Annotated in this window: 19 protein-coding genes; 9 read left to right on the top strand and 10 right to left on the bottom strand. The window is 39.7% G+C overall.

Annotated features, from left to right (window positions below):
* The first annotated feature begins 120 nt into the window (after nucleotides 1-120).
* The 3 genes from ACG9ZB_RS13595 to ACG9ZB_RS13585 all read left to right on the top strand — a co-directional run bounded on the left by ACG9ZB_RS13595 (nucleotide 121) and on the right by ACG9ZB_RS13585 (nucleotide 4533).
* The gene (locus tag ACG9ZB_RS13595) at nucleotides 121-1923 is read left to right on the top strand and encodes an acyl-CoA dehydrogenase C-terminal domain-containing protein (RefSeq protein WP_419326287.1); all 1803 of its coding nucleotides are present in this window, start codon (nucleotides 121-123) and stop codon (nucleotides 1921-1923) included.
* 193 nt (nucleotides 1924-2116) lie between these two features.
* Nucleotides 2117-3898 (top strand): acyl-CoA dehydrogenase C-terminal domain-containing protein, encoded by a 1782-nt coding sequence (locus ACG9ZB_RS13590; protein WP_419326286.1) that lies wholly within the window; start codon nucleotides 2117-2119, stop codon nucleotides 3896-3898.
* 137 nt (nucleotides 3899-4035) lie between these two features.
* Nucleotides 4036-4533 (top strand): phosphate-starvation-inducible protein PsiE, encoded by a 498-nt coding sequence (locus ACG9ZB_RS13585; protein ID WP_004983586.1) that lies wholly within the window; start codon nucleotides 4036-4038, stop codon nucleotides 4531-4533.
* Between the two features lie 70 nt (nucleotides 4534-4603).
* Here ACG9ZB_RS13585 and ACG9ZB_RS13580 read toward each other — a convergent pair whose 3' ends face one another.
* On the bottom strand, nucleotides 4604-5059 hold the full coding sequence (locus ACG9ZB_RS13580; protein ID WP_419326284.1) for a hypothetical protein: 456 nt from the start codon (nucleotides 5057-5059) through the stop codon (nucleotides 4604-4606).
* Between the two features lie 290 nt (nucleotides 5060-5349).
* On the opposite strand from ACG9ZB_RS13580, the gene ACG9ZB_RS13575 reads away from it, so the two are divergent.
* Nucleotides 5350-5802, top strand: a complete 453-nt coding sequence (locus tag ACG9ZB_RS13575) for a hypothetical protein (RefSeq protein ID WP_062031407.1) — start codon at nucleotides 5350-5352, stop codon at nucleotides 5800-5802.
* Nucleotides 5803-5896: 94 nt separating this feature from the next.
* Here the strand turns inward: ACG9ZB_RS13575 and ACG9ZB_RS13570 are convergent, their stop codons facing one another.
* Nucleotides 5897-7360 carry a phospholipase D family protein gene (locus ACG9ZB_RS13570; RefSeq protein ID WP_419326283.1) on the bottom strand — a complete coding sequence of 488 codons (1464 nt, stop codon included), beginning with the start codon at nucleotides 7358-7360 and terminating at the stop codon, nucleotides 5897-5899.
* Nucleotides 7361-7527: 167 nt separating this feature from the next.
* Entirely contained in the window at nucleotides 7528-9603 is a 2076-nt protein-coding gene (gene znuD / locus ACG9ZB_RS13565) for a zinc piracy TonB-dependent receptor ZnuD (RefSeq protein ID WP_419326282.1), read from the bottom strand.
* A gap of 138 nt (nucleotides 9604-9741) precedes the next feature.
* Here znuD and ACG9ZB_RS13560 point away from each other — a divergent pair, with 138 nt between their 5' ends.
* The 4 genes from ACG9ZB_RS13560 (at nucleotide 9742) to ACG9ZB_RS13545 (ending at nucleotide 14017) form a co-directional block, all read left to right on the top strand.
* Nucleotides 9742-10506, top strand: coding sequence for a DUF4184 family protein (locus ACG9ZB_RS13560; RefSeq protein ID WP_419326280.1), 765 nt, complete (start codon nucleotides 9742-9744; stop codon nucleotides 10504-10506).
* A 151-nt stretch (nucleotides 10507-10657) separates the two neighbouring features.
* Nucleotides 10658-12442 (top strand): aspartate--tRNA ligase, encoded by a 1785-nt coding sequence (gene aspS, locus ACG9ZB_RS13555; protein WP_058870282.1) that lies wholly within the window; start codon nucleotides 10658-10660, stop codon nucleotides 12440-12442.
* A gap of 319 nt (nucleotides 12443-12761) precedes the next feature.
* Nucleotides 12762-13646, top strand: a complete 885-nt coding sequence (locus ACG9ZB_RS13550) for a lysophospholipid acyltransferase family protein (RefSeq protein ID WP_419326278.1) — start codon at nucleotides 12762-12764, stop codon at nucleotides 13644-13646.
* Nucleotides 13647-13798: 152 nt separating this feature from the next.
* Entirely contained in the window at nucleotides 13799-14017 is a 219-nt protein-coding gene (locus ACG9ZB_RS13545) for a hypothetical protein (RefSeq protein WP_004983573.1), read from the top strand.
* 23 nt (nucleotides 14018-14040) lie between these two features.
* On the opposite strand, the gene ACG9ZB_RS13540 is transcribed toward ACG9ZB_RS13545, so the two are convergent.
* Both ACG9ZB_RS13540 and yibB read right to left on the bottom strand, forming a co-directional pair.
* Nucleotides 14041-14961, bottom strand: a complete 921-nt coding sequence (locus ACG9ZB_RS13540; protein WP_419326276.1) for a hypothetical protein — start codon at nucleotides 14959-14961, stop codon at nucleotides 14041-14043.
* A 12-nt stretch (nucleotides 14962-14973) separates the two neighbouring features.
* The gene (gene yibB, locus ACG9ZB_RS13535; RefSeq protein WP_252716364.1) at nucleotides 14974-15873 is read right to left on the bottom strand and encodes a protein YibB; all 900 of its coding nucleotides are present in this window, start codon (nucleotides 15871-15873) and stop codon (nucleotides 14974-14976) included.
* Between the two features lie 898 nt (nucleotides 15874-16771).
* Here yibB and ACG9ZB_RS13530 point away from each other — a divergent pair.
* On the top strand, nucleotides 16772-16909 hold the full coding sequence (locus ACG9ZB_RS13530) for a hypothetical protein (protein WP_419326274.1): 138 nt from the start codon (nucleotides 16772-16774) through the stop codon (nucleotides 16907-16909).
* 4 nt (nucleotides 16910-16913) lie between these two features.
* On the opposite strand, the gene ACG9ZB_RS13525 is transcribed toward ACG9ZB_RS13530, so the two are convergent.
* The 5 genes from ACG9ZB_RS13525 to ACG9ZB_RS13505 form a co-directional block, all read right to left on the bottom strand.
* Nucleotides 16914-17750 carry a glycosyltransferase family 2 protein gene (locus ACG9ZB_RS13525; protein ID WP_419326272.1) on the bottom strand — a complete coding sequence of 279 codons (837 nt, stop codon included), beginning with the start codon at nucleotides 17748-17750 and terminating at the stop codon, nucleotides 16914-16916.
* Nucleotides 17750-18865 carry a DegT/DnrJ/EryC1/StrS family aminotransferase gene (locus tag ACG9ZB_RS13520; RefSeq protein ID WP_419326270.1) on the bottom strand — a complete coding sequence of 372 codons (1116 nt, stop codon included), beginning with the start codon at nucleotides 18863-18865 and terminating at the stop codon, nucleotides 17750-17752. The genes ACG9ZB_RS13525 and ACG9ZB_RS13520 overlap by 1 nt, the downstream gene beginning before the upstream one ends.
* Before the next feature lie 62 nt (nucleotides 18866-18927).
* Nucleotides 18928-19698, bottom strand: coding sequence for a glycosyltransferase family 25 protein (locus ACG9ZB_RS13515; RefSeq protein ID WP_419326268.1), 771 nt, complete (start codon nucleotides 19696-19698; stop codon nucleotides 18928-18930).
* An 11-nt stretch (nucleotides 19699-19709) separates the two neighbouring features.
* Nucleotides 19710-20474, bottom strand: coding sequence for a glycosyltransferase family 25 protein (locus ACG9ZB_RS13510; protein ID WP_419326301.1), 765 nt, complete (start codon nucleotides 20472-20474; stop codon nucleotides 19710-19712).
* A gap of 9 nt (nucleotides 20475-20483) precedes the next feature.
* Nucleotides 20484-21455, bottom strand: coding sequence for a stealth family protein (locus ACG9ZB_RS13505; RefSeq protein ID WP_419326267.1), 972 nt, complete (start codon nucleotides 21453-21455; stop codon nucleotides 20484-20486).
* Nucleotides 21456-21464: the final 9 nt, after the last annotated feature.

Genomic DNA, 21464 nt, shown 5'->3' with positions numbered 1-21464 from the left:
ACGCTTGTACCAAATTAGAAGATGTTGCACGATTGAACCATTCCAACACGTGTCAATGAAGACACGTTTTCATGTTTATTAGGATTATAAGCTGGTTAAACCAGTATTGAGGAAACCGAGATGCCACAATACAAAGCGCCCTTACGTGATATGCAATTTGTACTGCATGAGTTACTTAACGCAGAAGAACATTACTCTAAATTGCCTGCATTTCAGGAAACTGTAAACCGTGAATTGGTTGACCAATATTTAGAAGCTGCTGCAGACTTCTGTGAAAATGAATTATCTCCAATTAACCAAAGCGGTGACCTAGAAGGTTGTACGTGGAACGATGGTGTGGTCACAACACCCGCGGGCTTCAAAGAAGCGTATCAAAAATATATCGAACTGGGTTTCCCATCGCTGTCTGCTGAAGAGCAATATGGCGGTCAAGGTCTACCTGTTTCTCTAGGTAACGTGATTTCAGAAATGGTAGGTACAGCAAACTGGGCATGGGGCATGTATCCTGGCCTTTCTCACGGTGCAGTACGTACCCTAGAACATCATGGTTCAGACGAACAAAAATCCACCTACCTACCTAACTTGGTTTCAGGTGTTTGGACCGGCACCATGTGTCTTACTGAATCACATGCAGGTTCTGATTTAGGTATCATTCGCACCAAAGCTGAGCCTCAAGCAGACGGTAGCTATGCCATCACAGGCGAGAAAATCTTTATCTCTGCTGGTGAACATGACATGGCAGAGAATATCGTGCACATCGTATTGGCACGTTTACCAGGCGCACCTAAAGGCACCAAAGGTATTTCTTTATTTATCGTACCAAAGTTCAATGTAAATGCAGATGGCTCTTTAGGCGAGCGTAACGCAGTTCGTTGTGGTTCAATCGAACACAAAATGGGGATTCATGGTAACGCAACTTGCGTCATCAACTTTGATAACGCGAAAGGTTTCTTGATTGGTCCTGAAAACCGTGGTTTAAACTGCATGTTCACTTTCATGAACACTGCACGTATTGGTACTGCTGTACAAGGTCTTTCAGCCTCTGAAGGTGCATTCCAAGGTGCTTTGACTTATGCCAAAGATCGCTTAGCGATGCGTTCACTTTCTGGCCCTAAAGCCCCTGAAAAAGAAGCAGATCCAATCATTGTGCATCCTGCGGTACGTAACATGCTGTTGACGCAGAAAGCATTTGCAGAAGGTGGTCGCGCACTAGTGTATCTGTTGTGTCTACACGCAGATATCGTTGAACAAGGTGCAACTGAAGAAGAACGCAAATCTTCTGACAATATCTTGTCTCTTTTAACCCCAATTGCAAAAGCGTTCTTAACTGAAACAGGTTCAGAGTCAGCAAAACACGGTATTCAAGTATTGGGTGGTCATGGTTTCATTTCTGAATACGGTATGGAACAAATTGCACGAGATACACGTATCTCTACCATTTATGAAGGAACCACTGAGATTCAAGCACTTGACCTTTTAGGCCGTAAAGTGTTGGGTACACAAGGTGCAATGTTGAAAGACTTCACCAAAATCATCCATAAGTTTGTTGAAGCAAACAAAGACAATGCTGCAATAAAAGAGTTTGTTGAACCTCTTGCTACTCTAAACAAAGAGTGGGGCGACTTAACCATGCAAATTGGTATGCGCGCAATGCAAAACCCTGATGAAGTGGGTGCAGCTGCAGTTGATTACATGTATTTCTCTGGCTATGTAACGCTTGCTTACCTATGGGCACGTATGGCTTTGGTTGCACAAGACAAGCTTGCAGCGGGCAGCAGTGATGTAGACTTCTACAATGCGAAAGTAACGACAGCGCGTTTCTACTTTAAGAAGATTCTGCCACGTGTTCGTTCACATGTAGATGTGATTGCAGGCGGCGTAGAACCGTTACTTGCATTAGATGCAGAACACTTTGCATTCTAATCTGAATCTCTAAATGATATTCAAAATGTTGTACTCTTGAGTACAGAAATGAAAAAGGACGGTCATAGCTTTGATGGTCCTTTTTCTTTATAAATAAAGCGTTATTTCCCTTGGGTCATCTAACAACCTCTGCAGTTGTTTACTAAGCTGCCCTAAGTCTACCCGGATTCAAACAATAAACAGGTGAACCAACATGCCCATTTATAATGCTCCCCTTGCGGATATGAAGTTTATCCTCAATGACGTTTTTAACGCTGAACAGTTCTGGCAGTCTAATGAAAATCTAGCTCATGTAGACAGTGCGACGGCTGAAGCGATCCTCGAAGAAATGGCTAAATTTTCGCAAAACGTCACCCTACCCATCAACCGCACCGGTGATGAAGAAGGCGCAACTTTTAGCAACGGTGCAGTGACTACACCTGCTGGTTTTAAAGAAGCGTTTAAGCAATATGCTGAAGGTGGCTGGATTGGTCTAGGCGCAGATGAAGAATGGGGCGGTCAAGGCATGCCGAAAATGCTGACTGTTCTGTCTGATGAAATGCTGTTTGCAACCAACCCATCATTCATGCTCTACCCGCTTCTTTCTGTAGGTGCAGGCATGGCGTTAAACAGCTATGCATCACAAGAGCAAAAAGAAACTTATTTGCCAAAAATGTACACAGGTGAATGGTCAGGCACGATGTGTTTAACTGAGCCACATGCAGGTACAGATTTAGGTATTATCAAAACTAAAGCCGAACGTAATGAAGACGGTACTTATAACATTACAGGTACGAAAATCTTCATCACTGGCGGTGACCACGACCTGTCTGAAAACATCATTCACTTAGTATTGGCGAAAACGCCGGATGCGCCTGCGGGCTCACGCGGTATTTCACTATTCATCGTACCTAAATTCTTGGTGAATGCAGACGGTTCTCTAGGTGAGCGCAATGCTGCAGGCCCAGGTTCAATTGAACATAAAATGGGGATCAAAGCATCTGCGACTTGTGTGATGAACTTTGACGGTGCGAAGGGTTTCTTGGTCGGTAAAGAAAATGAGGGCCTTGCGGCGATGTTCGTGATGATGAACTACGAACGCTTGTCGATGGGTATCCAAGGTTTAGGTGCATCTGAGTTTGCTTACCAAAATGCTGCACAGTACGCAACAGACCGTCTACAAGGCCGTAGTGCATCAGGTGTTCAATCACCTGCTAAACCTGCAGACAGCATTCTTGTACATGGTGATGTGCGTCGTATGTTGCTGAATGCACGTGCGAACAACGAAGCATCGCGTGCCTTTGCAGTTTACGTCGGTCAGCAACTGGATATCACTAAGTTCTCAACAGACCCTGAAGCGGTGAAAGCAGCCAATGACCGTGTAGCCTTATTAACCCCTATTGCAAAAGCCTATTTAACCGATACTGCATTTAACGCTGTAATTGATTCACAAATGGTCTTCGGTGGACATGGTTTTATTCGTGAATGGGGCATGGAGCAGTGTGTACGTGACTTACGTATTGCGCAAATCTATGAAGGCACCAACGGCGTTCAGTCTCAAGATTTAATTGGTCGTAAAACTATTAAGTGTAATGGTGAATTTATTGCAGAATACATTGCAGAAATCCGTGACTTCACCAATGGTTTAGATGCAGACCTCAACTTTATTAAAGATGCAACTTTAGATGCAGCGACCGAAGTCGAATCTGTGACCCAATACGTTTTAAATGCAGCTAAAGAAAATGTAGATTTCCCGAATGCTGCAGCAGTAGATTACTTACATGCGGTAGGTTTGCTCAGCTTCTCATATATGTTTGCGCGCATTGCCAATGCCGCTAAGCAAAAAGAGGGCGAGTTCTATCAAAACAAATTGTCATTGGCACTGTACTTTGTACAACGTATTTTGCCAGAATTGGCTTTACGCATTACCAAAGTGAAAGCGGGTGCAGAAGTGGTAATGAACTTCAGCGAAGATTACTTCACCAACCAGTCTTAATTAGTTTAAACACGATAAAAAACGCCTGCCCAGTCAGGCGTTTTTTTAAAGTCAGCTTTTTATAATCAACTTCTCGTCATTTGCATGAAATTTGCATATGATTCAATATAATATCCGCAAAATATGAGGAGGCAGCCATGACTAACCGTGACCCTAAAATAGAGAAAATAGAAACCCTCCTCGACAAACTGGGCAATACTGCAGTAGAAAGTTTTCACTATGTGGCTTTATTTATTATTGGCTGCATGGTGATTTGGTCGGCAGGACATACCGTTTATGAGATCCTGACCATTAAACAATATGCTTCAATTGATGATATTTTACTGTTATTCATCTACTTAGAACTGGGTGCAATGGTCGGTATCTATTTTAAAACTAACCACATGCCTGTCCGCTTTTTAATTTATATCGCCATTACTGCCCTCACCCGTCTTTTAATTTCCGATATCCAGCATGACCACAAAGCTGATATGGATTTGGTAATTATTACGGGTTCAATTTTAATTATGGCGATTGCAATTTTGGTGGTGCGTTATGCATCGTGGAATTATCCTTCAGTAATTCGGGATAAACATGCCGACAAGCCTTTACCTGAAGGGAAAACACCACGCCCACAAGATGATGAACTCGCTTAATTCTTTATTGACCACTAAAAAACCCTCCATCTAAACAACGGAGGGTTTTCTGTATCAAGCAAAGATTCATTTATTTTGAATCAGGTTCTAAAGCGTAGCGTCCATTTTCAAAAATCCAGTGCATACCTTCAGGTGGGTCTGGCAGTCCCAAACGTCGCCAATCGGTAATCAACACATAATCACGGCTTTCAATACTGGAATCACCATCCCCATACACATAGCTATTGGTTTCCTGACTATAGGTTGAATAGCTGGGCGCTCGGTAAATAATACTCACACCGGGTCGCATCGGATATCCGCCATGTGGTGGATTGTGCGGAGGCGGTCTGTGATGAGGGGGCTCAATTTGAGGCGGTGATGTAGGTCTGGGCATTGCACCTTGATATGGCCCAGCATAGGTTGGGAAACGTTGGGTTTGCGAAGTCAGCGGTTTTCCATAATAACGCATCGCGGGTTGAGCAAAACTCAGTGCAGGAAATAAGTTGAGTAAACTTATTCTATAGATTATTTTTAAATATTTCATCATCTTCCTCCTCCACTGAGTTGAATATTATTATTTTAAACCCATTTATGAATAAAAAATGTACAATTTGTCAATTTTAGATCACTGCCTATTATCATCGCTATAGTCAAACTACTTTATTATCCATACACTATTCGAAAAAAACTCGAAATAATTCATCGACTGATTTGTATTAGTTTTATAATGATTTGACTATATAAGGTTTAAAGCAGGATTTCTTTGAAAAGCAAAAAATTGTATATGTTTTCAGTTTATACTTAATCTTTGTTTATAAATGTATTGGATGAACAATCGTGGCTGAATTAAGTTTTGATCGACTCTATGAATATTTTGCAAAAGTGCCCAGTATTCAAAAAAATCTGATTGATGCTTATGGCACAGATGGAAAAAGTGCATGGTGGTTTAAGTTTCAAATTGATGTAGATCATCCTTTGGCATGGCAAACGGTACAAGAGCTGGGACATGTACTGAACTATATTTCTAAAAATGAGCGCCTACCGACGCAGTTTCTACCTGTTTCCCCGCCGCCATATATGAATGGTGAAGCCAAGCAATTCTTGGCATGGGTCATTCAGTGTAACCATGCTGATTTTCCACCCGATGTCATTTGTGACTGGTTAGAAGCACGCCTACCAAGCCCTGTAGAAGATATTGAAAAATGGAAAATCAAAACCGATCTACATGAACTCGATAAGATGACTGATAAAGATTTGGATCAAATCATCCCGCCAAATCCTGAACAGTAAGTCCGAATAAAAAAAGCGCATATTGCGCTTTTTTTATTTTATTTTTTTCTCTTCCCTAGCTGTGCTACGCCTTTTCTAACAAGGAAAAAAATCTCTAAAACGTCGACAAACCACTCCATTCCATAAAGCGGTATAGCCCATATTTGAGTTTTGACTCATCTTTGTATTGCTCATAGCCCACACTCATTTGACGACCATTTAAGTTCGACCATGCCCCATCAAAATATTGCTGTGCATCTGTAAACACCGCTGCCTTAGACTGGCCAATCACACGTAAATTGGTCTCTAAGTTATAATTTTTCAAATTCCGTGCGGTAAAATTCGCTGAACCTAAAATAAGCTCTGCTTCTTGCGCATGGCGTTTTAAAATCATTTTGCTATGACACTGCTCTCCTTGAGTATTACACCACCGCACTGTATTACCTGCATCGTTAAGCTCAGAGGCAACTTGACGGTTCGGAATTCCATTCTTTTGACGACCAAATGCATCTTTATTAGGGTCGAGTAAAATCCGAAGTTTAACGCCACGGTTCTGTGCATCTTTTAAAGCATTGATGATTTGACGCTCAGACAAATAGAACATCGCCAAATCAATCTGATCATTGGCTTTTGCCGTATTCAACAAGTTGAGTGTTGCATCTAAGATTGCTTTTTCCGTCAGCACCTGTACCTGAGGCTGCGATGAATTTCCTGCAATTTCGCCTAGAATCACCATCGGCACATCGCCCTGAGACATGTGAGCCACAGTTTGCTCGGTTTTCAAGACATCAATTGCGGTATTGCCTGTCACCAACAGCGCCACATTGGAATGTCGCGAACTGCCATCATGTGGATTCGCCGATGTGACCAAGGTTTTCCAACCTTCCGCGGTATCGACCACCAAAGTTTTGCGGTGATTAGCTTTGAAATTAAATAAGTTTAGATAGCTACGTAGGGTGATTTTTTCATTCCCAAACGGGTTTCGTAACCAACCGCCGTCGGGATTATTACCTGCATTTTGGCAACAGATATACCAAAAACCAGACCAAACAGGGTTGGAAGTACGTAGCGGACGTAAATCCGTTTCAATTACATCCACGCCTGCCTGACGCAATTTACGGTAATGCTCAGGTAATAGCCCGCCATATACCGAGTTAATCGGGTCAGTAATGACTTTGATTTCAATATTCGGATGTAAGCTTCGCTTGACAATCAACGCATCGGTCAACTGCCGAGTCAACGCCCGTTGTGATGCTTGAGATGTCCCCACTTCATCATTAAACAAGAACATATCCAACACAATCGTGGTTTGTGCATCTTCAATTAGTTTAAACACTGTGTCGAAAATATGATGATCTTGTTGCTGTTTGCCTTGTGAGTCGATGTAGGTTTGATCTGCAATAAATTTGACATCAGCATGACGTAACTTGCCCGTATAGTCCATGCCATCAGGCAGTGGTTTAACAGTATGATAAACCGCTGAGCTTAAGTAAGTTAGAGCCAATAACCCCACCACGACACCGACATAACGGGTCGATGTCCAGTTGAGCTTTTGATGTAATTTTCGAAAGATACGCATAACAAAAAACCTAATCCAATATACTCAGACTAGGTCTTATTGTTTGATTTTTCAAGAGGATCTCTGTTGTCAATGTTTTGGCAACCTCTCCCTAACACTCTCCTTTGAGGAGAGAGCGAGCATCTCCTCTTTATGGAAAAGGTTGGATTGAAGCTTGAAATAGCACCTTAGAAACTAAAGTCCAGTCCGACCGTGAAGTTACGCCCCACTTGTGGAATGGTCGATAAGAAAGAGGTATGCGAATAAACCGTCTCATCTAAGAGGTTATTGGCTTTGAAATACACGCGATAATCATTGCCCTGCATATACTGACCATTATACGCCAAGCCCAGATTCACCATGTTATAGCCCTCGGTTTCGGTCTCATAGCTTGCAATTCGATCTTGCTCAAACACATGGTAGTACTCTGCTGTTCCTGACCACGTGTCACTAAATTTCGCATTCACTTTTGTTCCTAAACGGCCAGCAGGCACCCGTGGAGCATTTTTATTGTCAATTTTGCCACGTACATAGTCACCAAAGATACTCATTTTATAAACATCATTGATGGTATAAGAGGCTTCTGCTTCAGTCCCATAAAAATGCGCTTTGTCTTGAGTGTAGTCTACTAGGCGGAAGTTTTCGTAACGGTCTGCGGTTTGAGCGTAAATGTAGTTGTCATACCAGTTGTGGTAAACATGAACGTGATAATCAAATTTATCCGTATCGTAATGGAAACCTAACTCTAGGTTATTAGACTTTTCGACATCGAGATTTTCATTGCCACGCTCATAGGTATTGGTTGCAAGATGCTTACCATCAGCATAAAGCTCTTGCGCCAAAGGTAAACGCTCTTGATGTGATCCAACCAAAGACAGCTTATAGTTCGGTGCAAACATCCAATTCACAGCACCCGAATAGGACACGGCATAATAATCATAGTCTTTTCGATCAGATTCAATATCAATGGTGTGCTGATCGACACGTGCCCCTAACTCAAAATGGAAGTCATTCCATTGCTTATGTTCTAAACCAAATACGCTCCACTTTTGCGTCTTGGTCGGTTCTAAAATAGACTCTTCACCGGTGATATCTAATTTTTGTTGATTGTACTGTACGCCAACCACACCTTCCCAATCCGCAATCGGCTGATGCACCATTTCTAGACGCGCATCATAACTCTTACTTTTAAAGGTAGTTGCAACACTATCGCCTTCAATTTCATCATGTTGGTAGTCGGTATAACTGGCATGGGCTCGTAACTTCTCAAACCCTGCAAGGGGATTTAAGATTTCTGTACGGAAGTCATAACGCTCAGACTTTAAGTCAACCCAAGGCCCTGCCTCATGTTCGTCATGTGCATGGTCGCGTCCTGAGTGATCGTGTTCATCCATATGTCCATGATTATCGCTTCCGTCACAGTGCAAATGATCATCATGCGGATGACAGCTTTCATATTCATGGCTGTGCCCAGGTAAACCGTACTGATCTTGACGGTTGGTATAAGCGATACCCGCAAAACCACGCTCACTAATCCATGAACCACCAACACTGACAGTTTCGCCTTTGGCAAAGGTATTTCCGACACGACGTTCTTTTTCGAGTTCACCCTCATGCTCATGGAAATAGTTCGGTGCAATATAGTCATTCGCTTCACGCTTTGAACCTTCAACCCGTAGAGCAAACTGACTGCCCAAAGCAACCGTCGCCCCAGCACTGGCCATCTTTTCATCACTGCCAGAGTTGTAGCGTAATCCCGCCGTACCTTCAAGACCTTTTTCAGGCATGCTGGTTGGAATTTTTTGATCGGTGACATTGACTAAACCGCCCACGGTACCTGCACTGTATAACAGGGTTGAAGGGCCACGAATGATTTCAATTTGCTTGGCCAAAATCGGATCGACAGTCACGGCATGGTCTGGCGATAAACTCGAGACATCAGCAGTTTCTGAAGCATGTTGTAAGACTTTCACGCGTGGGCCATCTTGACCACGAATCACAGGTCGGCTTGAACCTGAACCATATTGATTTGAATATACGCCTAGCTCATCGGCCAAAGCATCCCCGATGGTCGGTGCACGTTCTTTTAAGCTTTTTTGCTCGATAACCTGATCGGCGACTGCAAAATCAGCAGCGGTCTGAACGAGTGGATGTGCTTGGCTGGTCAACGTTTCAAGTTGTTGTGTTGTTGTGTCATCTGCAAAAACGGCAGGCGTGGCCACCGCCAAAATAGAGAGCGTTATCAAATTTTTATGGAAAGCCATGGAACTCACTCAAGCGTACAATTTTTGATTATTGTTATAATATAACATTTCAAATTCATTGCAATAAAAAACATTCCAATCGTAGAAAAAAGATAAACTGCCCTATCCAACTAAGCCGATGCCAACACCAACAGATCAATGCCCTTTACCATTTCACATGCCGTTCTCGCACCCCCTTTAGCCAAACTCAGTGGTGACCGATTGCCAGTTGCGGCGATTGCCATTGGCAGTATGACCCCAGATCTTTATCGACTGTTTACACAAGCCAATTCAAATACGACCCACTACTGGACTTCACTGATTCACCCCGATCTTTGGATTGGACTCAGTTTTTGTGTTTTGTGGTACACGCTATTGCGGCCCTGTTTTTATCGTTTTTTAGGTATTCAGCATGAGTTAAGGCTGAGCAGTATGCTGCGTTTTTTTAAATTTTCTATGGCCGTTATTCTCGCGATACTGCTGGGTACAGCAACGCATCTGTTATGGGATGGACTCACCCATGCTGACTTCCGCACCTTGTTCGGACATGAGTTTCTAAGCCAGAAGGTCTCACTGTTAGGGCAATATTATCCGCTACACCGCATTTTACAAATTGGCACATCAGCACTGGCTCTGCCCTTGTTAGCATGGATGGGTTGGCGCTATTACCAAACTTATCAGCAACATTTCCCTGTCAGTCTAAAAATCAAACGCTTCGCGATGGGGCTGTTCATACTGAGCCTGTTGGGCGGGTTAGTCAGTGTTTGGGATTATGCACGTTATATCCCCACGCAAGTGTGGCAGTCAGACCTGTATTATTTTACGGGGCGAAGTATTAATGAGTTTAGCCAAATCGCTTTGCTAATTTTGATCTTTGGCTGCATTCTGTTTTTATTTTTAGATCGAGACTATCGTTTGGGCTGAATTTAGACCAACGCTTAAATGCTATTTCATGCCTTTTTTAAGCTATACCTTGAGAGTCAATGCCCAAAGAGGCATAATCCTACCTTTATTTCTGGCGGTACGCTGTTTACGTATTCGCTACCTTTAGCCATATAGTTGGATTTTTAACGCCATGATGCGAACTCATTACTGCGGTTCTTTAACCGAAGCTCAAATTGATGAAACAGTAACCCTCTGCGGTTGGGTACACCGTCGCCGTGACCACGGTGGTGTCATCTTCCTTGATATGCGTGACCGTGATGGTCTTGTGCAAGTGGTTATTGACCCAGATACTCCTGAAGCATTTGCAACTGCAGACAAAGTACGTTCAGAATTCGTATTAAAAATTACAGGTCGTGTACGTCGTCGCTATGCAGGCACAGAAAATGCCAATATGGTGAGCGGTCAAATCGAAGTGTTGGGTAAAGAAATCGAAGTTCTTGCTGCATCAGAAACTCCGCCGTTCCCATTGAATGACGACAACACCAATATTTCTGAAGAAATTCGTTTGAAATATCGTTTCTTGGACATCCGTCGTCCTGAAATGTTAGATCGTTTACGTTTCCGTTCAAAACTAACCAATCTCATTCGTAACTACTTCGAAGACAATGGTTTCTTAGACGTTGAAACCCCGATTTTAACCCGTGCAACGCCTGAAGGTGCACGTGACTACTTAGTGCCAAGTCGTGTTTCAAATGGTAGCTTCTACGCACTTCCACAATCACCACAATTATTCAAACAATTGTTGATGGTAGGTGGTATCGATCGTTACTACCAAATCGCAAAATGTTTCCGTGATGAAGACTTACGTGCCGACCGTCAGCCAGAATTCACCCAGATCGACGTTGAAACATCGTTCATGAGTGACGATGACATCATGGATTTAATGGAAACGTTGACGGTTAAGATGTTCAAAGAACTTCTTGATGTTCAATTCGATAAATTCCCGCGCATGACCTATACAGATGCTATGCGTGATTATGCATCGGACAAACCAGACTTACGTATTCCTTTGAAATTGGTTGACGTTGCAGACCTGATGCAAGACGTTGAATTCAAAGTATTCGCAGGTCCTGCAAAAGATCCTAAAGGTCGTATCGTTGCATTACGTGTTCCGGGTGCAGGTTCTTTACCGCGTAGCCAAATTGATGAATACACGAAATTTGTCGGCATCTACGGTGCAAAAGGTTTGGCTTACATCAAAGTCAATGAACTTGAAAAAGGTATCGAAGGCTTACAATCTCCAATCGTGAAATTCATCGAGCCGATCGTGCTTGATCTATTGAAACGTGTTGGTGCAGAAAATGGCGATATCGTGTTCTTCGGTGCAGACAAAGCTAAAGTTGTGAACGATGCCATGGGTGCTTTACGTATTAAAGTCGGTCATGACTTAAAAATGTCGACTTGCGAGTGGGCACCGCTTTGGGTGGTTGACTTCCCAATGTTTGAAGAAACAGATGATGGCAAATGGACTTCTGTTCACCATCCATTCACACTGCCTAAATCAAGCGTTGAAGATGTGAAAAATAACCCAGGTGCTGCGCTTTCTGTGGCTTATGACATGGTGTTAAACGGTACCGAAATTGGTGGTGGTTCACTGCGTATTCATAACCTAGAAATGCAAAAAGCAATTTTTGAAGCATTAGGTATTGGTGAAGAAGAAGCTGAAGAGAAATTCAGCTTCTTACTCAACGCATTACGTTACGGTGCTCCTCCGCATGGTGGTTTAGCATTCGGTCTAGACCGTTTAGTCATGCTCATGACGGGTGGTGCTTCTATTCGTGATGTGATTGCATTCCCGAAAACTAAAACTGCTGAATGTCCATTAACGCAAGCACCTGCTCCAGTTGAATCAAATCAACTACGTGATTTAGGTATTCGCTTACGTGAAAAACCAAAAGCTGAAGAAACCAAATAATCTTTAGATTTTGATTAAAGAAACCCTGCCATGTGCAGGGTTTTTTCATTCAAGACCAGACCATCCATTCTATAGATATTATTTTCGCTTCAAATTTTCCAAAATTTCTTTTGAACTTTTGATCTATTCCCCTTACAGTGATTCACGATAGTCTATATTTTATTGCAGCCGTTCTTGCACTGAATCACTCTATTGATTTATTCATTTATTTTGTTCTTAAGATGCTCATCTTTTTTTGATTCTATCTATCTTAGATTTTTAAGTCTCTTTGCAAAATTTTCTCTCATCTCATCTTTTAAAAAGATTTCTGAGTCAAAATATGGCTATTTATTATCTGCTTAAAATAATCTCACTTTTTCCATTGTCCTTTTTACAATACATCGCACGCGGAATTGCGCACTTGATTTACTATAGTGACTCTTCAATTAAGCGTATCACCACCATTAATCTACAGTTGGTCTACCCTGAGCTCGACCCAATAGCACTCCAGAAACGCGTTCATCTCAGCATTCAAAGCCAGTGTCAGACCTATATTGAATTTTTAAAATGTTGGGGAATGCCACCACAATACAACCTAGATTTATTAAAAAATATTCATGGGGAATCTGTTCTAACAGAGGCTTTAGCCAATAAAAAAGGCGTGATTGTGGTCATTCCACATTTTGGCTGTTGGGAGCTGTTAAATGCATGGTTAAATGTCTATACGCAACCGATGATCATGTATAAACCCTATAAAATTAAAGGGGTTAATCGCTATATTTTAGCTGCACGGCAAAAGTTTAATGCAACCCTTGTTCCTACTGATGAAACGGGTATCCGCAGTATCTTCAGGCACTTAAAACAAGGTGGCCTGACAGTGATTTTACCGGATCATTTGCCAAAACCGAGTGGCGGTATTTATTCATATTTTTTCCAGCAAAATACTTTGTCCACGACACTGGTCTCTAAAATGGCGGCTAAAACACAATGCAATGTAATTGGATTAAGTTGTATTCGTAATACTGACGCAGCGAGTTTTAATGTGTACTGTACAGATTTATCTCAAGATATTTTATCGACAGATTTACAGCTGTCGGTGGACAGTTTAAATCTTGCCATGCAAGACATAATTAACCAAGCACCTGAACAGTATATTTGGTCCTATAAACGTTTTCGAAATTGTTATGGCAATATCAATGCTTATCGGATACAGCCACCAATATAGGCTCCACAAACTCGCACATGATCTCAAGCAGTTCGAAAGCAATAATTTATGCTATTTGCTAAAGGCCTGAATAGAATACTTTTATTCATTTGAGATCAATTCTCAGCAATGGCATAATAGCGTCCTGTTTTATATCAGTTGTGAGCAAGCAAATGGCTATGCGTCCTGAAGTCCGTCGTCGTGGTATTGTGCTAATTGTGTTTGCAATCGTGCAATGGTTTTTCATGCGCTATATTCTAGACAATCAATTATTTAATTTAACCACCTATGACCGTATTGTCTTTTTCTGTGTAAGTAGCCTTGCAGGTGCTTTTGTCATTTTTGTTGGCTTAATTTATATGGTTTTGAAAGGAAATGCGGATAAGGAGTAATTATCCGCCCTTTCACTCAATAATTATAAATATTTCGCTGTGAAGATGTTTTCTAACTCTTCATGTCTATCATATTGATGAACAAATAGAGGGGTTGTTCCATCTAAATTTAAAAGGATAGCATCCTCATTTAAATTTATTTTATCAACATTCATAACACCTAATGTTGCAATTTTAGACTCTAAGGGCTGACATAAGTGCAATGCAGAAAATGCACCAGAATACAATAACTTGTTATGAATACCTTGATCGTAATTCGATCTCACCATCGTATAGTAAGGCAAGCTCATAAATTCATTGATCATTACATCAAGATATTTGCTCATAGACTGATAATCACCGAAGGTTACCCCAGCACAAGAAATCTGTTTATCAGCAATTTCTTTCAGATAGTTTTTACCATAAACATCACTAATCCACTTAATATGAAAAGAATCTTTACCTAATAGTAAACTCTTATCCTCCATGCCTAAAAAGAGCCCATCCTGATTTAGCTCGTTCAAATCACCCTGAATAATTACATCTCGAGTATCAGTCAGCACGACATGACTAAAATTATTGCGCTGCAAATAATCATAGTAATCAAAAAAACGAGAAACATGAGGCGGTGCAAGAAAATAGATAAAATCTTTCTTAAGTTTAGGTTCTGAAGAGACAATAAATTTACTTAAAAAACGAATACATTTCTTGAAGTTTTTACTAATGCTCTTAGAGCTACTGAAGGTTCCTATCTTAGAGTCCACAAACTCTAAACTAAACTTATAATTCGTTCTGTTTTTGAAGAAATCTTTATATTCAGTAACCTGAGATCCATTTAAAAATAAAGTTACCACACCTGTATAGTTTGTCCGAGATATACTGTTAAGAAATAATTCAACTTTGTCGGGTGAATAACCTGTTGCTGCTCCCATAATAACAGGGCGAAATTCGGAACACTTTTCCATAAAAACAGACTACTAAAAATTCAGGAATAATTTTATCTTATCAAGCAAGCCATTTGTTTGTCTAAATTTTTTAAATATTCCAAACCAATTGTTTTTGCCTAAATAGTTTAACTGGATCATATCTGGATTTCTCAATTTTGATAAGAGATAAACTCCTTGATCGTCATCCACCAAATTATTATTAAGCAATTCCATTTGGCTACTTAAGATTAGATTGTAAAAATCTGGCCATTTTTCAACACTACCAACGATACCGCCACCAATGATATAAGGTACATTACCTAAAATTGAGTTAAGCACATTAGCTTCACTGAATTCAAATTCCTCCGCAATGGTAAACAAGTGTATTTTTGACGTATCGAAGCTATAGCTCCATTGTCGTAGCTTGCTTAAGGTTTTTTTATCTCGACAGTATCCAAAATCCAGCCAAGCAACTAAATCTGTCGTGACTAAATTGTTCTTGATAGATTCATAAACAAAATAGGACTTTAAATTATTAACCAATACATAATAAGGAGACCAATATTCGGGATTCCGTAGCTGCTTATCATCTACCTTTGAACGAAAATGTTCATCATTCTGTATCACGTCTATTCTTTCTAAAACAGATGAAAATTTTTCTTTAAGGTCAATAGAAATAACAGTCGTCGGTTTACCTTCTCGAATTTCTAAAATTTGTTCCACAAAATCAGATGAAGTATAAACAATGAATGGGTTATCTAATTCAGCAAGGTTTTTAAAGTAATCAAAATATTGAGATGTAGGCCTATGCAAATAACCAGGATGTCCCTTATCTTTAGTCCAATCTCCGCGACCAATATCAAAAAAAGCAGTCACAATTGTTATATTTGGCTCTATCATGATACTCATAGATGATAAAAATAAAGTAGCTATTATAAAACGCTCAGCCAATTAAACACAGTTTAAAGGCAAATTAACTAAAAAGATTAGTCAGTTTTTTAAAGATTCGCAAACCTAATTCAGCACAATATCAAGCAAATCAAACTACATGTGAAAACATACTTTTAGCCCAATATTTCTTTATACCTATCATATTGATTGCCCCCATCTACTTATGGATACCCCATACAAAAAGAAAGTCAACAAATGAGCAATCCATTTCACATCATCACTTATTTAAATTTAAGCCTACTTAACTAAAAATTTCAAAGAGCGACCTGCATCCATACACACACCATAAAGTCATGAAAATCCTCTAGCTTTTTTAGCTTCTGTCCTCTAACATTTGTTCTTTGCGTGCCATAAAGAAATGTCTTAATGAAATTTAGAAAAATTTACAATAAAATAAGATGTTTTATTTACAAAAAACTGCTTTCCGATTGTGATCATTTAGTTATTAAAAAAGAGTCTCGCTATCCGACGTTATTCTCAGGGAAAGGGAAAATTCATATTGAAATGGCTCAATTAGGTGTCATCCCTTCTCCATATTTTTATAATAGACTTCTTGCGTTAGTCAAAATTTAAACAGCCTAAAGCTACATTTAATAAGGTTTTAGCTAGTTCAAAAATTAGGTAAACGATACTTTCGCAAGAGGTCTAATACTGTCGGATATATTGAAGCACGAAATAGTTCGGCACTGGTGACAATTAAAGATCATACAATTATTAATAATAATTTTGTAATTATTGCAGATAAAACCTCTATAACTATTGGGGAACACTGCTTAATTGGTCCAAATTTATTTATCACTGACTCTGATTTCCAGGCGTAGAAATAAAAGATCGATCAAATGGAAATTATCAATGCTTACCTGTTTCTATAGAGAATCATGTATTTATCGGAGAAAATGTGAGAATTTTAAAAGGAGTAACCATAGGAGAAGGTTCCGTCATTGGTAACAGTTCTGTTGTCACAAAAAGCGTCCCCGCATACTCAATTTATGCAGGAAATCCAGCTAAGTTACTAAAAAAACTGAGTTCAAACTAAAGTTTCAGTTAAATTTATATTCTAAAAGAATCTTAATCTTTAAGAAAAAGGCCTTTAACTTACTTATTTTTTTCATAGGATTAACAAGCAGTCTTTTTTTTACTATATATAAGGCCTGTGCATATTTAGGTTCATCTACATATTGATCTAGTATTTTTATCATTTCAGTATACATAAAGGTGTTATCTGAGCTAATGTTAGAATCATGCTTACGATAATTAATCAGCAATTGTGGTATATAAACCATTTTTTTATTTAGTTTTGACATACGTAACAACAAATCCCAATCTTCTACCTTTACATTAGGATTATATCCGCCAACCTGCCTCAAAATGTCTGTTTTAAACATTTGTGAAGAGGCTGGTAGATCATGTTTATTCAGAAGAATATCTTCAAATCCAGTTTCAGAATATTCTCTTACCCGTGAGGAAAGTATTTGATTTGTATTGTTAATAATATTCACACCGCCAAAAACTCCCACAGTATCAGACTTAAACGAGCTAATCTGTAAGCTTGTTTTTTCAGGAAGCATCTGGTCGTCAGAAGCAATCACACAAAAATAATCTCCTTGAGCCCATTCTAAAGCTTCATTTAAGGTGTTACATAATCCCTTATTTGCACGACCCCGAAATTCAAACCGAGTGAATCTTTGCTCACATTGACCGAGCATTTCCTTTATTTTATTCACAGACTGATCAGTTGAACCATCATCAATAATAATGAACTCAATATTTTTATATGTTTGGTTAATAACACTTCTAATACTATCCTGCACGAATACCTCATGGTTATAGCATGGGATAGCAATTGTAACTAACGGTGTATCTAGTAAATTATCCATTACACTTTAAACTCATTACAAAGCTGAATGACTTTTTCAGCATCTTCAACTGTTAAAGTTGGTCCCATCGGCAGGCTCAAAATCTCTGCATGAATTTGCTCAGAAATAGGATAACTTAGGTCATTCCATTCCTCATATGCTTGCTGCTTATGTGGTGGGATTGGATAATGAATTAAAGTTTGTACGCCATTTTCTGCTAAATACTTTTGCAATTCCATTCGATGCTTTGAACGAATTACAAATACATGCCAAACATGTTGCTGATCATTAAGTACATCTTTATTTACTTTTGGTAATTCAATGAGTGGGTTATTTATTTCAGCCATATAAAGATCTGCAATCTGGCGTCGATGTTGGGTTTCATCATCCAAATGTTTTAATTTCACATCAAGTATTGCTGCTTGGATTTCATCTAATCGACTATTCACACCCGCGAATAAATTTTTATATTTCTCGTGTGATCCGTAATTGCGCAAGGCCTTCAACGTTTTTGCCAACTCAGCATCATTTGTTGTAATCGCTCCAGCATCTCCTAGAGCACCTAGATTTTTCCCCGGATAGAAGCTAAAACCCGAAGCATCTCCCCAGTTACCCGCTTTTTTACAATCTAATTGGGCACCGTGACTTTGTGCTGAGTCTTCTAAAACCAATAAATTATGTTGTTTTGCAATCTCCATAATTTCTGGCATTTCAGCTAATTGACCATATAAATGGACAGGTAAAATAACTTTAGTTTTGGCGGTTATTGCTTCTTCTATTTTCAATGGATCAATATTGTAGGTAGCAAGATCTGGCTCAACCAAAACAGGCATTAGGTTATTTGCTGTAATTGCTAAAATACTGGCAATATAGGTGTTTGAAGGAACAATCACTTCATCACCATCTTGAAGCTTACCTAACTCTTTCCAAGCACGTAAGGTTACAATTAATGCATCCAAACCATTAGCCACGCCAATAGCAAATTTGACCCCACAATAGTTTGCAAAGTTTTGTTCAAATTGTTCTAACTCTTTACCATCAATGTACCAGCCTGAATCAAAAACACGCGTACAAGCTGCAATTAGCTCTTCACGATACTGCTGATTGATATTTTTTAAATCTAGAAAAGGAATCATTTCATCACATTTGTATTTTGGTTTTTTAAGTAAGTTATTCAGTTTAACTGTCCGATCGGCTCTTATTTAAACTCAACCCGCTTAGCCACTAACGCATATTTTATTTGTTTCAATATACGTAAAATCTCCAGTCGAACTTTAGCCAAGCCCTTCTTCTTTTGCTTTTTCATTCGAGCTTTACGCTCTGCAAGCAAGTCGCTTGAAAGTGTCGTTTTCTTTTCAGGAAATAACATCATTTCCTGTATACATAAAGCAGGCGTCATCTGATATACGGGATGAAATGTATGACGTATAAATTCATCAAACATCACTTGGTCCAGTGGAATCAATTGAATTTTTTTCACATATTCCAAATATTTTTGAGCACCTTCAAGACTCAGGATATAACCTGCGGTGCCCAAGTTTTTTCCCGTGAGTTGAACAATATGACGCATGCCATTTGCTATTTCCGACTGGGCATTACCGAGAAAAACTTGATCTGCAAATGCTTCCGTCTTAATAATGTCCCAATTTGGGTTGATCCAGCCTGCGTTATTTAATAATTCAGCAGCAGCATCACCTAAATACACATCATCTTCAAAAATAGCCAAATGAGGAATGTGCTCATCCACCATTTTTTGCCAAATCGAGACATGACTCATAAAACAAGCCAATTCGCCTGAACTTAAAAATTCTTCCTGAATATTAAGCTGCATTTTTTCTGCTAAAGGACGAGCCAGATCAGGCGTTAACGCATCAAAAAACTCAAACCCAATATTTTGTTTACCGAACTCTTGTACGATGTGCTCACGACGCGCTGTGGCTGTCTTTAAGCTGATGACTATATTTTTCATACCAATACTACTTATTTCGATGCAACCAAATGCTTCATGGCATAAAATTTATCACGCCACATCCGTTTTTGTTTTTTGATGCCGTGAGAAAGACTACGCCCTTCTTTTTCTTTCCGAGAAATGCCTTGTGCGGCTACAGTCCCCAAAATATCACTGTCCAAACCAGCAGGTTTCACTAAGGCAGGCCACACGCCTAAACCCTTCCCATTTTTACTGAGCCATGTTTGGAAGAAAATGTCGACAGGCATGGTCATTTTTTTTCCAGCCTGCATAAATGCATCAGCACCTTGACGTGACCAAACCAAACCTAAACCACGAATAGGGAAATAAAAAGCATGCCACAAGCTCATACCATCAATATTCGTAATATCTTTGGCCAACTTTTTCTTTTTGGTTGCAATGTTAATCAAATACCAATCCAGCTCTTTATGCTGATCGAGATACTCAATCACACCATCAAGCTTGTCTTTAAAATCTTGATTAATTTTCATATCATCTTCAAGTACCACCAAATAATCAGCATCTGTACTTAAAAATTTTTCCGCACAGCCATAATGACTTAAATAGCAGCCCAACTCTGAATTCATCAATTTACGACCAAGTACGTCCTTCGCCCCTTGATCATCGTAGTTTGCAAATTCAGTTAACGCTTTACCACGACCATCGACTGCAGAAAAGCGTTCAAAAGGCCAGTTGACTTGATTCAGCTGCTGAGTTGCTCTTTCAAGTCGTTCCTGACTGCCGTCCAAATTAATCAAATAAGTAACAACTTTCATCATGAACCTTTAAACTAAAACTGAATGGGGCAAATAGCCTGCTAATTTTTCCTGCATAGCCGTACTGATTTTCTCTGCAGCACCTCTATCGAGTTGATCTAAACTCTGTATACAACCGTACTTAATATCAGGATTATGCAACGCTTGTATAAAACTATTCAAACTGTCCTGATTTTTAAGGTAGGCCAATTCAAGATCTGGTTTCAACTCCGCCTGCTGTTTTTGAATCTTAATGTGGTTCATTAATGAAATTGGATTCAACTGCTCTACACTACGAAATTTAAACTTAATCTGCGTTTCTAAAAGCTGTGGATGCTCCAGCAAATAATCTTTTAATGCACGACGATCTACAATATGTGGATAGTGATGGATTTCAAAAAACTTCTTAAATCCCAAAACATCCGCACCAAGCATCTGCGCAATCATATGTTTCGGCTGAATTGGCTTTCCAAATTGGCGACTCATTAGCTGACGATATTTGAGCTTTGCTTTGAGTGCAAAACTATTTTGCCAATGACCATAGATCACCAAGTTTTCCGCTTTTAAAAAGTCTTCGACTTGCGCAGGTGCATTAAAAAAGAAATCATCATTAAGATAGATAAAATAATCCGACAGCCCTTCAATATTCCAAAGCATGCTTTCAATAGAACGGGTATTGAAGGTCGGTAAATGCTCTTCAAAACCTCTAAAAATTTCTTGGTGATCAACCACACGAATTTTATCTACGGCGCACAAACCTTGCGCTGCAAATTCATCGATAAACTCAGGACGCTGATTATCTGCCACCACATAGATATGACGACAGAACGGTACATATTTCAAAATAGAAGCGATGTTATAATAAATTTCGTTATTACTGGCAAAACGCGTCGCACTGACCGCATCAGATGCATCTTCACCGGTCAGATATTTATGGCGTTTCTTTTTTAATTCAAGATCATTGCCATCTACCCAGGCAATCACGATATCAATATTTTGCATTCACTTGAC

The organism is Acinetobacter johnsonii, from assembly GCF_048551975.1.
Lineage (GTDB): Bacteria > Pseudomonadota > Gammaproteobacteria > Pseudomonadales > Moraxellaceae > Acinetobacter > Acinetobacter johnsonii_A.
The sequence above is the reverse complement of the archived record's forward strand: the minus strand, read 5'-3'. Positions and strand labels throughout refer to the sequence as shown.

What these genes read in the sequence shown, in the direction of transcription:
- ACG9ZB_RS13560 (WP_419326280.1), top strand. Translation starts at nt 9,742, where the DNA reads ATGCCCTTTACCATTTCACATGCCGTTCTCGCACCCCCTTTAGCCAAA.
- ACG9ZB_RS13545 (WP_004983573.1), top strand. Translation starts at nt 13,799, where the DNA reads ATGGCTATGCGTCCTGAAGTCCGTCGTCGTGGTATTGTGCTAATTGTG.
- ACG9ZB_RS13590 (WP_419326286.1), top strand. Translation starts at nt 2,117, where the DNA reads ATGCCCATTTATAATGCTCCCCTTGCGGATATGAAGTTTATCCTCAAT.
- ACG9ZB_RS13540 (WP_419326276.1), bottom strand. Translation starts at nt 14,961, where the DNA reads ATGGAAAAGTGTTCCGAATTTCGCCCTGTTATTATGGGAGCAGCAACA.
- ACG9ZB_RS13525 (WP_419326272.1), bottom strand. Translation starts at nt 17,750, where the DNA reads ATGGATAATTTACTAGATACACCGTTAGTTACAATTGCTATCCCATGC.
- ACG9ZB_RS13570 (WP_419326283.1), bottom strand. Translation starts at nt 7,360, where the DNA reads ATGCGTATCTTTCGAAAATTACATCAAAAGCTCAACTGGACATCGACC.
- ACG9ZB_RS13515 (WP_419326268.1), bottom strand. Translation starts at nt 19,698, where the DNA reads ATGAAAAATATAGTCATCAGCTTAAAGACAGCCACAGCGCGTCGTGAG.
- ACG9ZB_RS13520 (WP_419326270.1), bottom strand. Translation starts at nt 18,865, where the DNA reads ATGATTCCTTTTCTAGATTTAAAAAATATCAATCAGCAGTATCGTGAA.
- aspS (WP_058870282.1), top strand. Translation starts at nt 10,658, where the DNA reads ATGATGCGAACTCATTACTGCGGTTCTTTAACCGAAGCTCAAATTGAT.
- ACG9ZB_RS13505 (WP_419326267.1), bottom strand. Translation starts at nt 21,455, where the DNA reads ATGCAAAATATTGATATCGTGATTGCCTGGGTAGATGGCAATGATCTT.
- ACG9ZB_RS13595 (WP_419326287.1), top strand. Translation starts at nt 121, where the DNA reads ATGCCACAATACAAAGCGCCCTTACGTGATATGCAATTTGTACTGCAT.
- ACG9ZB_RS13580 (WP_419326284.1), bottom strand. Translation starts at nt 5,059, where the DNA reads ATGATGAAATATTTAAAAATAATCTATAGAATAAGTTTACTCAACTTA.
- ACG9ZB_RS13550 (WP_419326278.1), top strand. Translation starts at nt 12,762, where the DNA reads ATGGCTATTTATTATCTGCTTAAAATAATCTCACTTTTTCCATTGTCC.
- ACG9ZB_RS13585 (WP_004983586.1), top strand. Translation starts at nt 4,036, where the DNA reads ATGACTAACCGTGACCCTAAAATAGAGAAAATAGAAACCCTCCTCGAC.
- ACG9ZB_RS13510 (WP_419326301.1), bottom strand. Translation starts at nt 20,474, where the DNA reads ATGAAAGTTGTTACTTATTTGATTAATTTGGACGGCAGTCAGGAACGA.
- znuD (WP_419326282.1), bottom strand. Translation starts at nt 9,603, where the DNA reads ATGGCTTTCCATAAAAATTTGATAACGCTCTCTATTTTGGCGGTGGCC.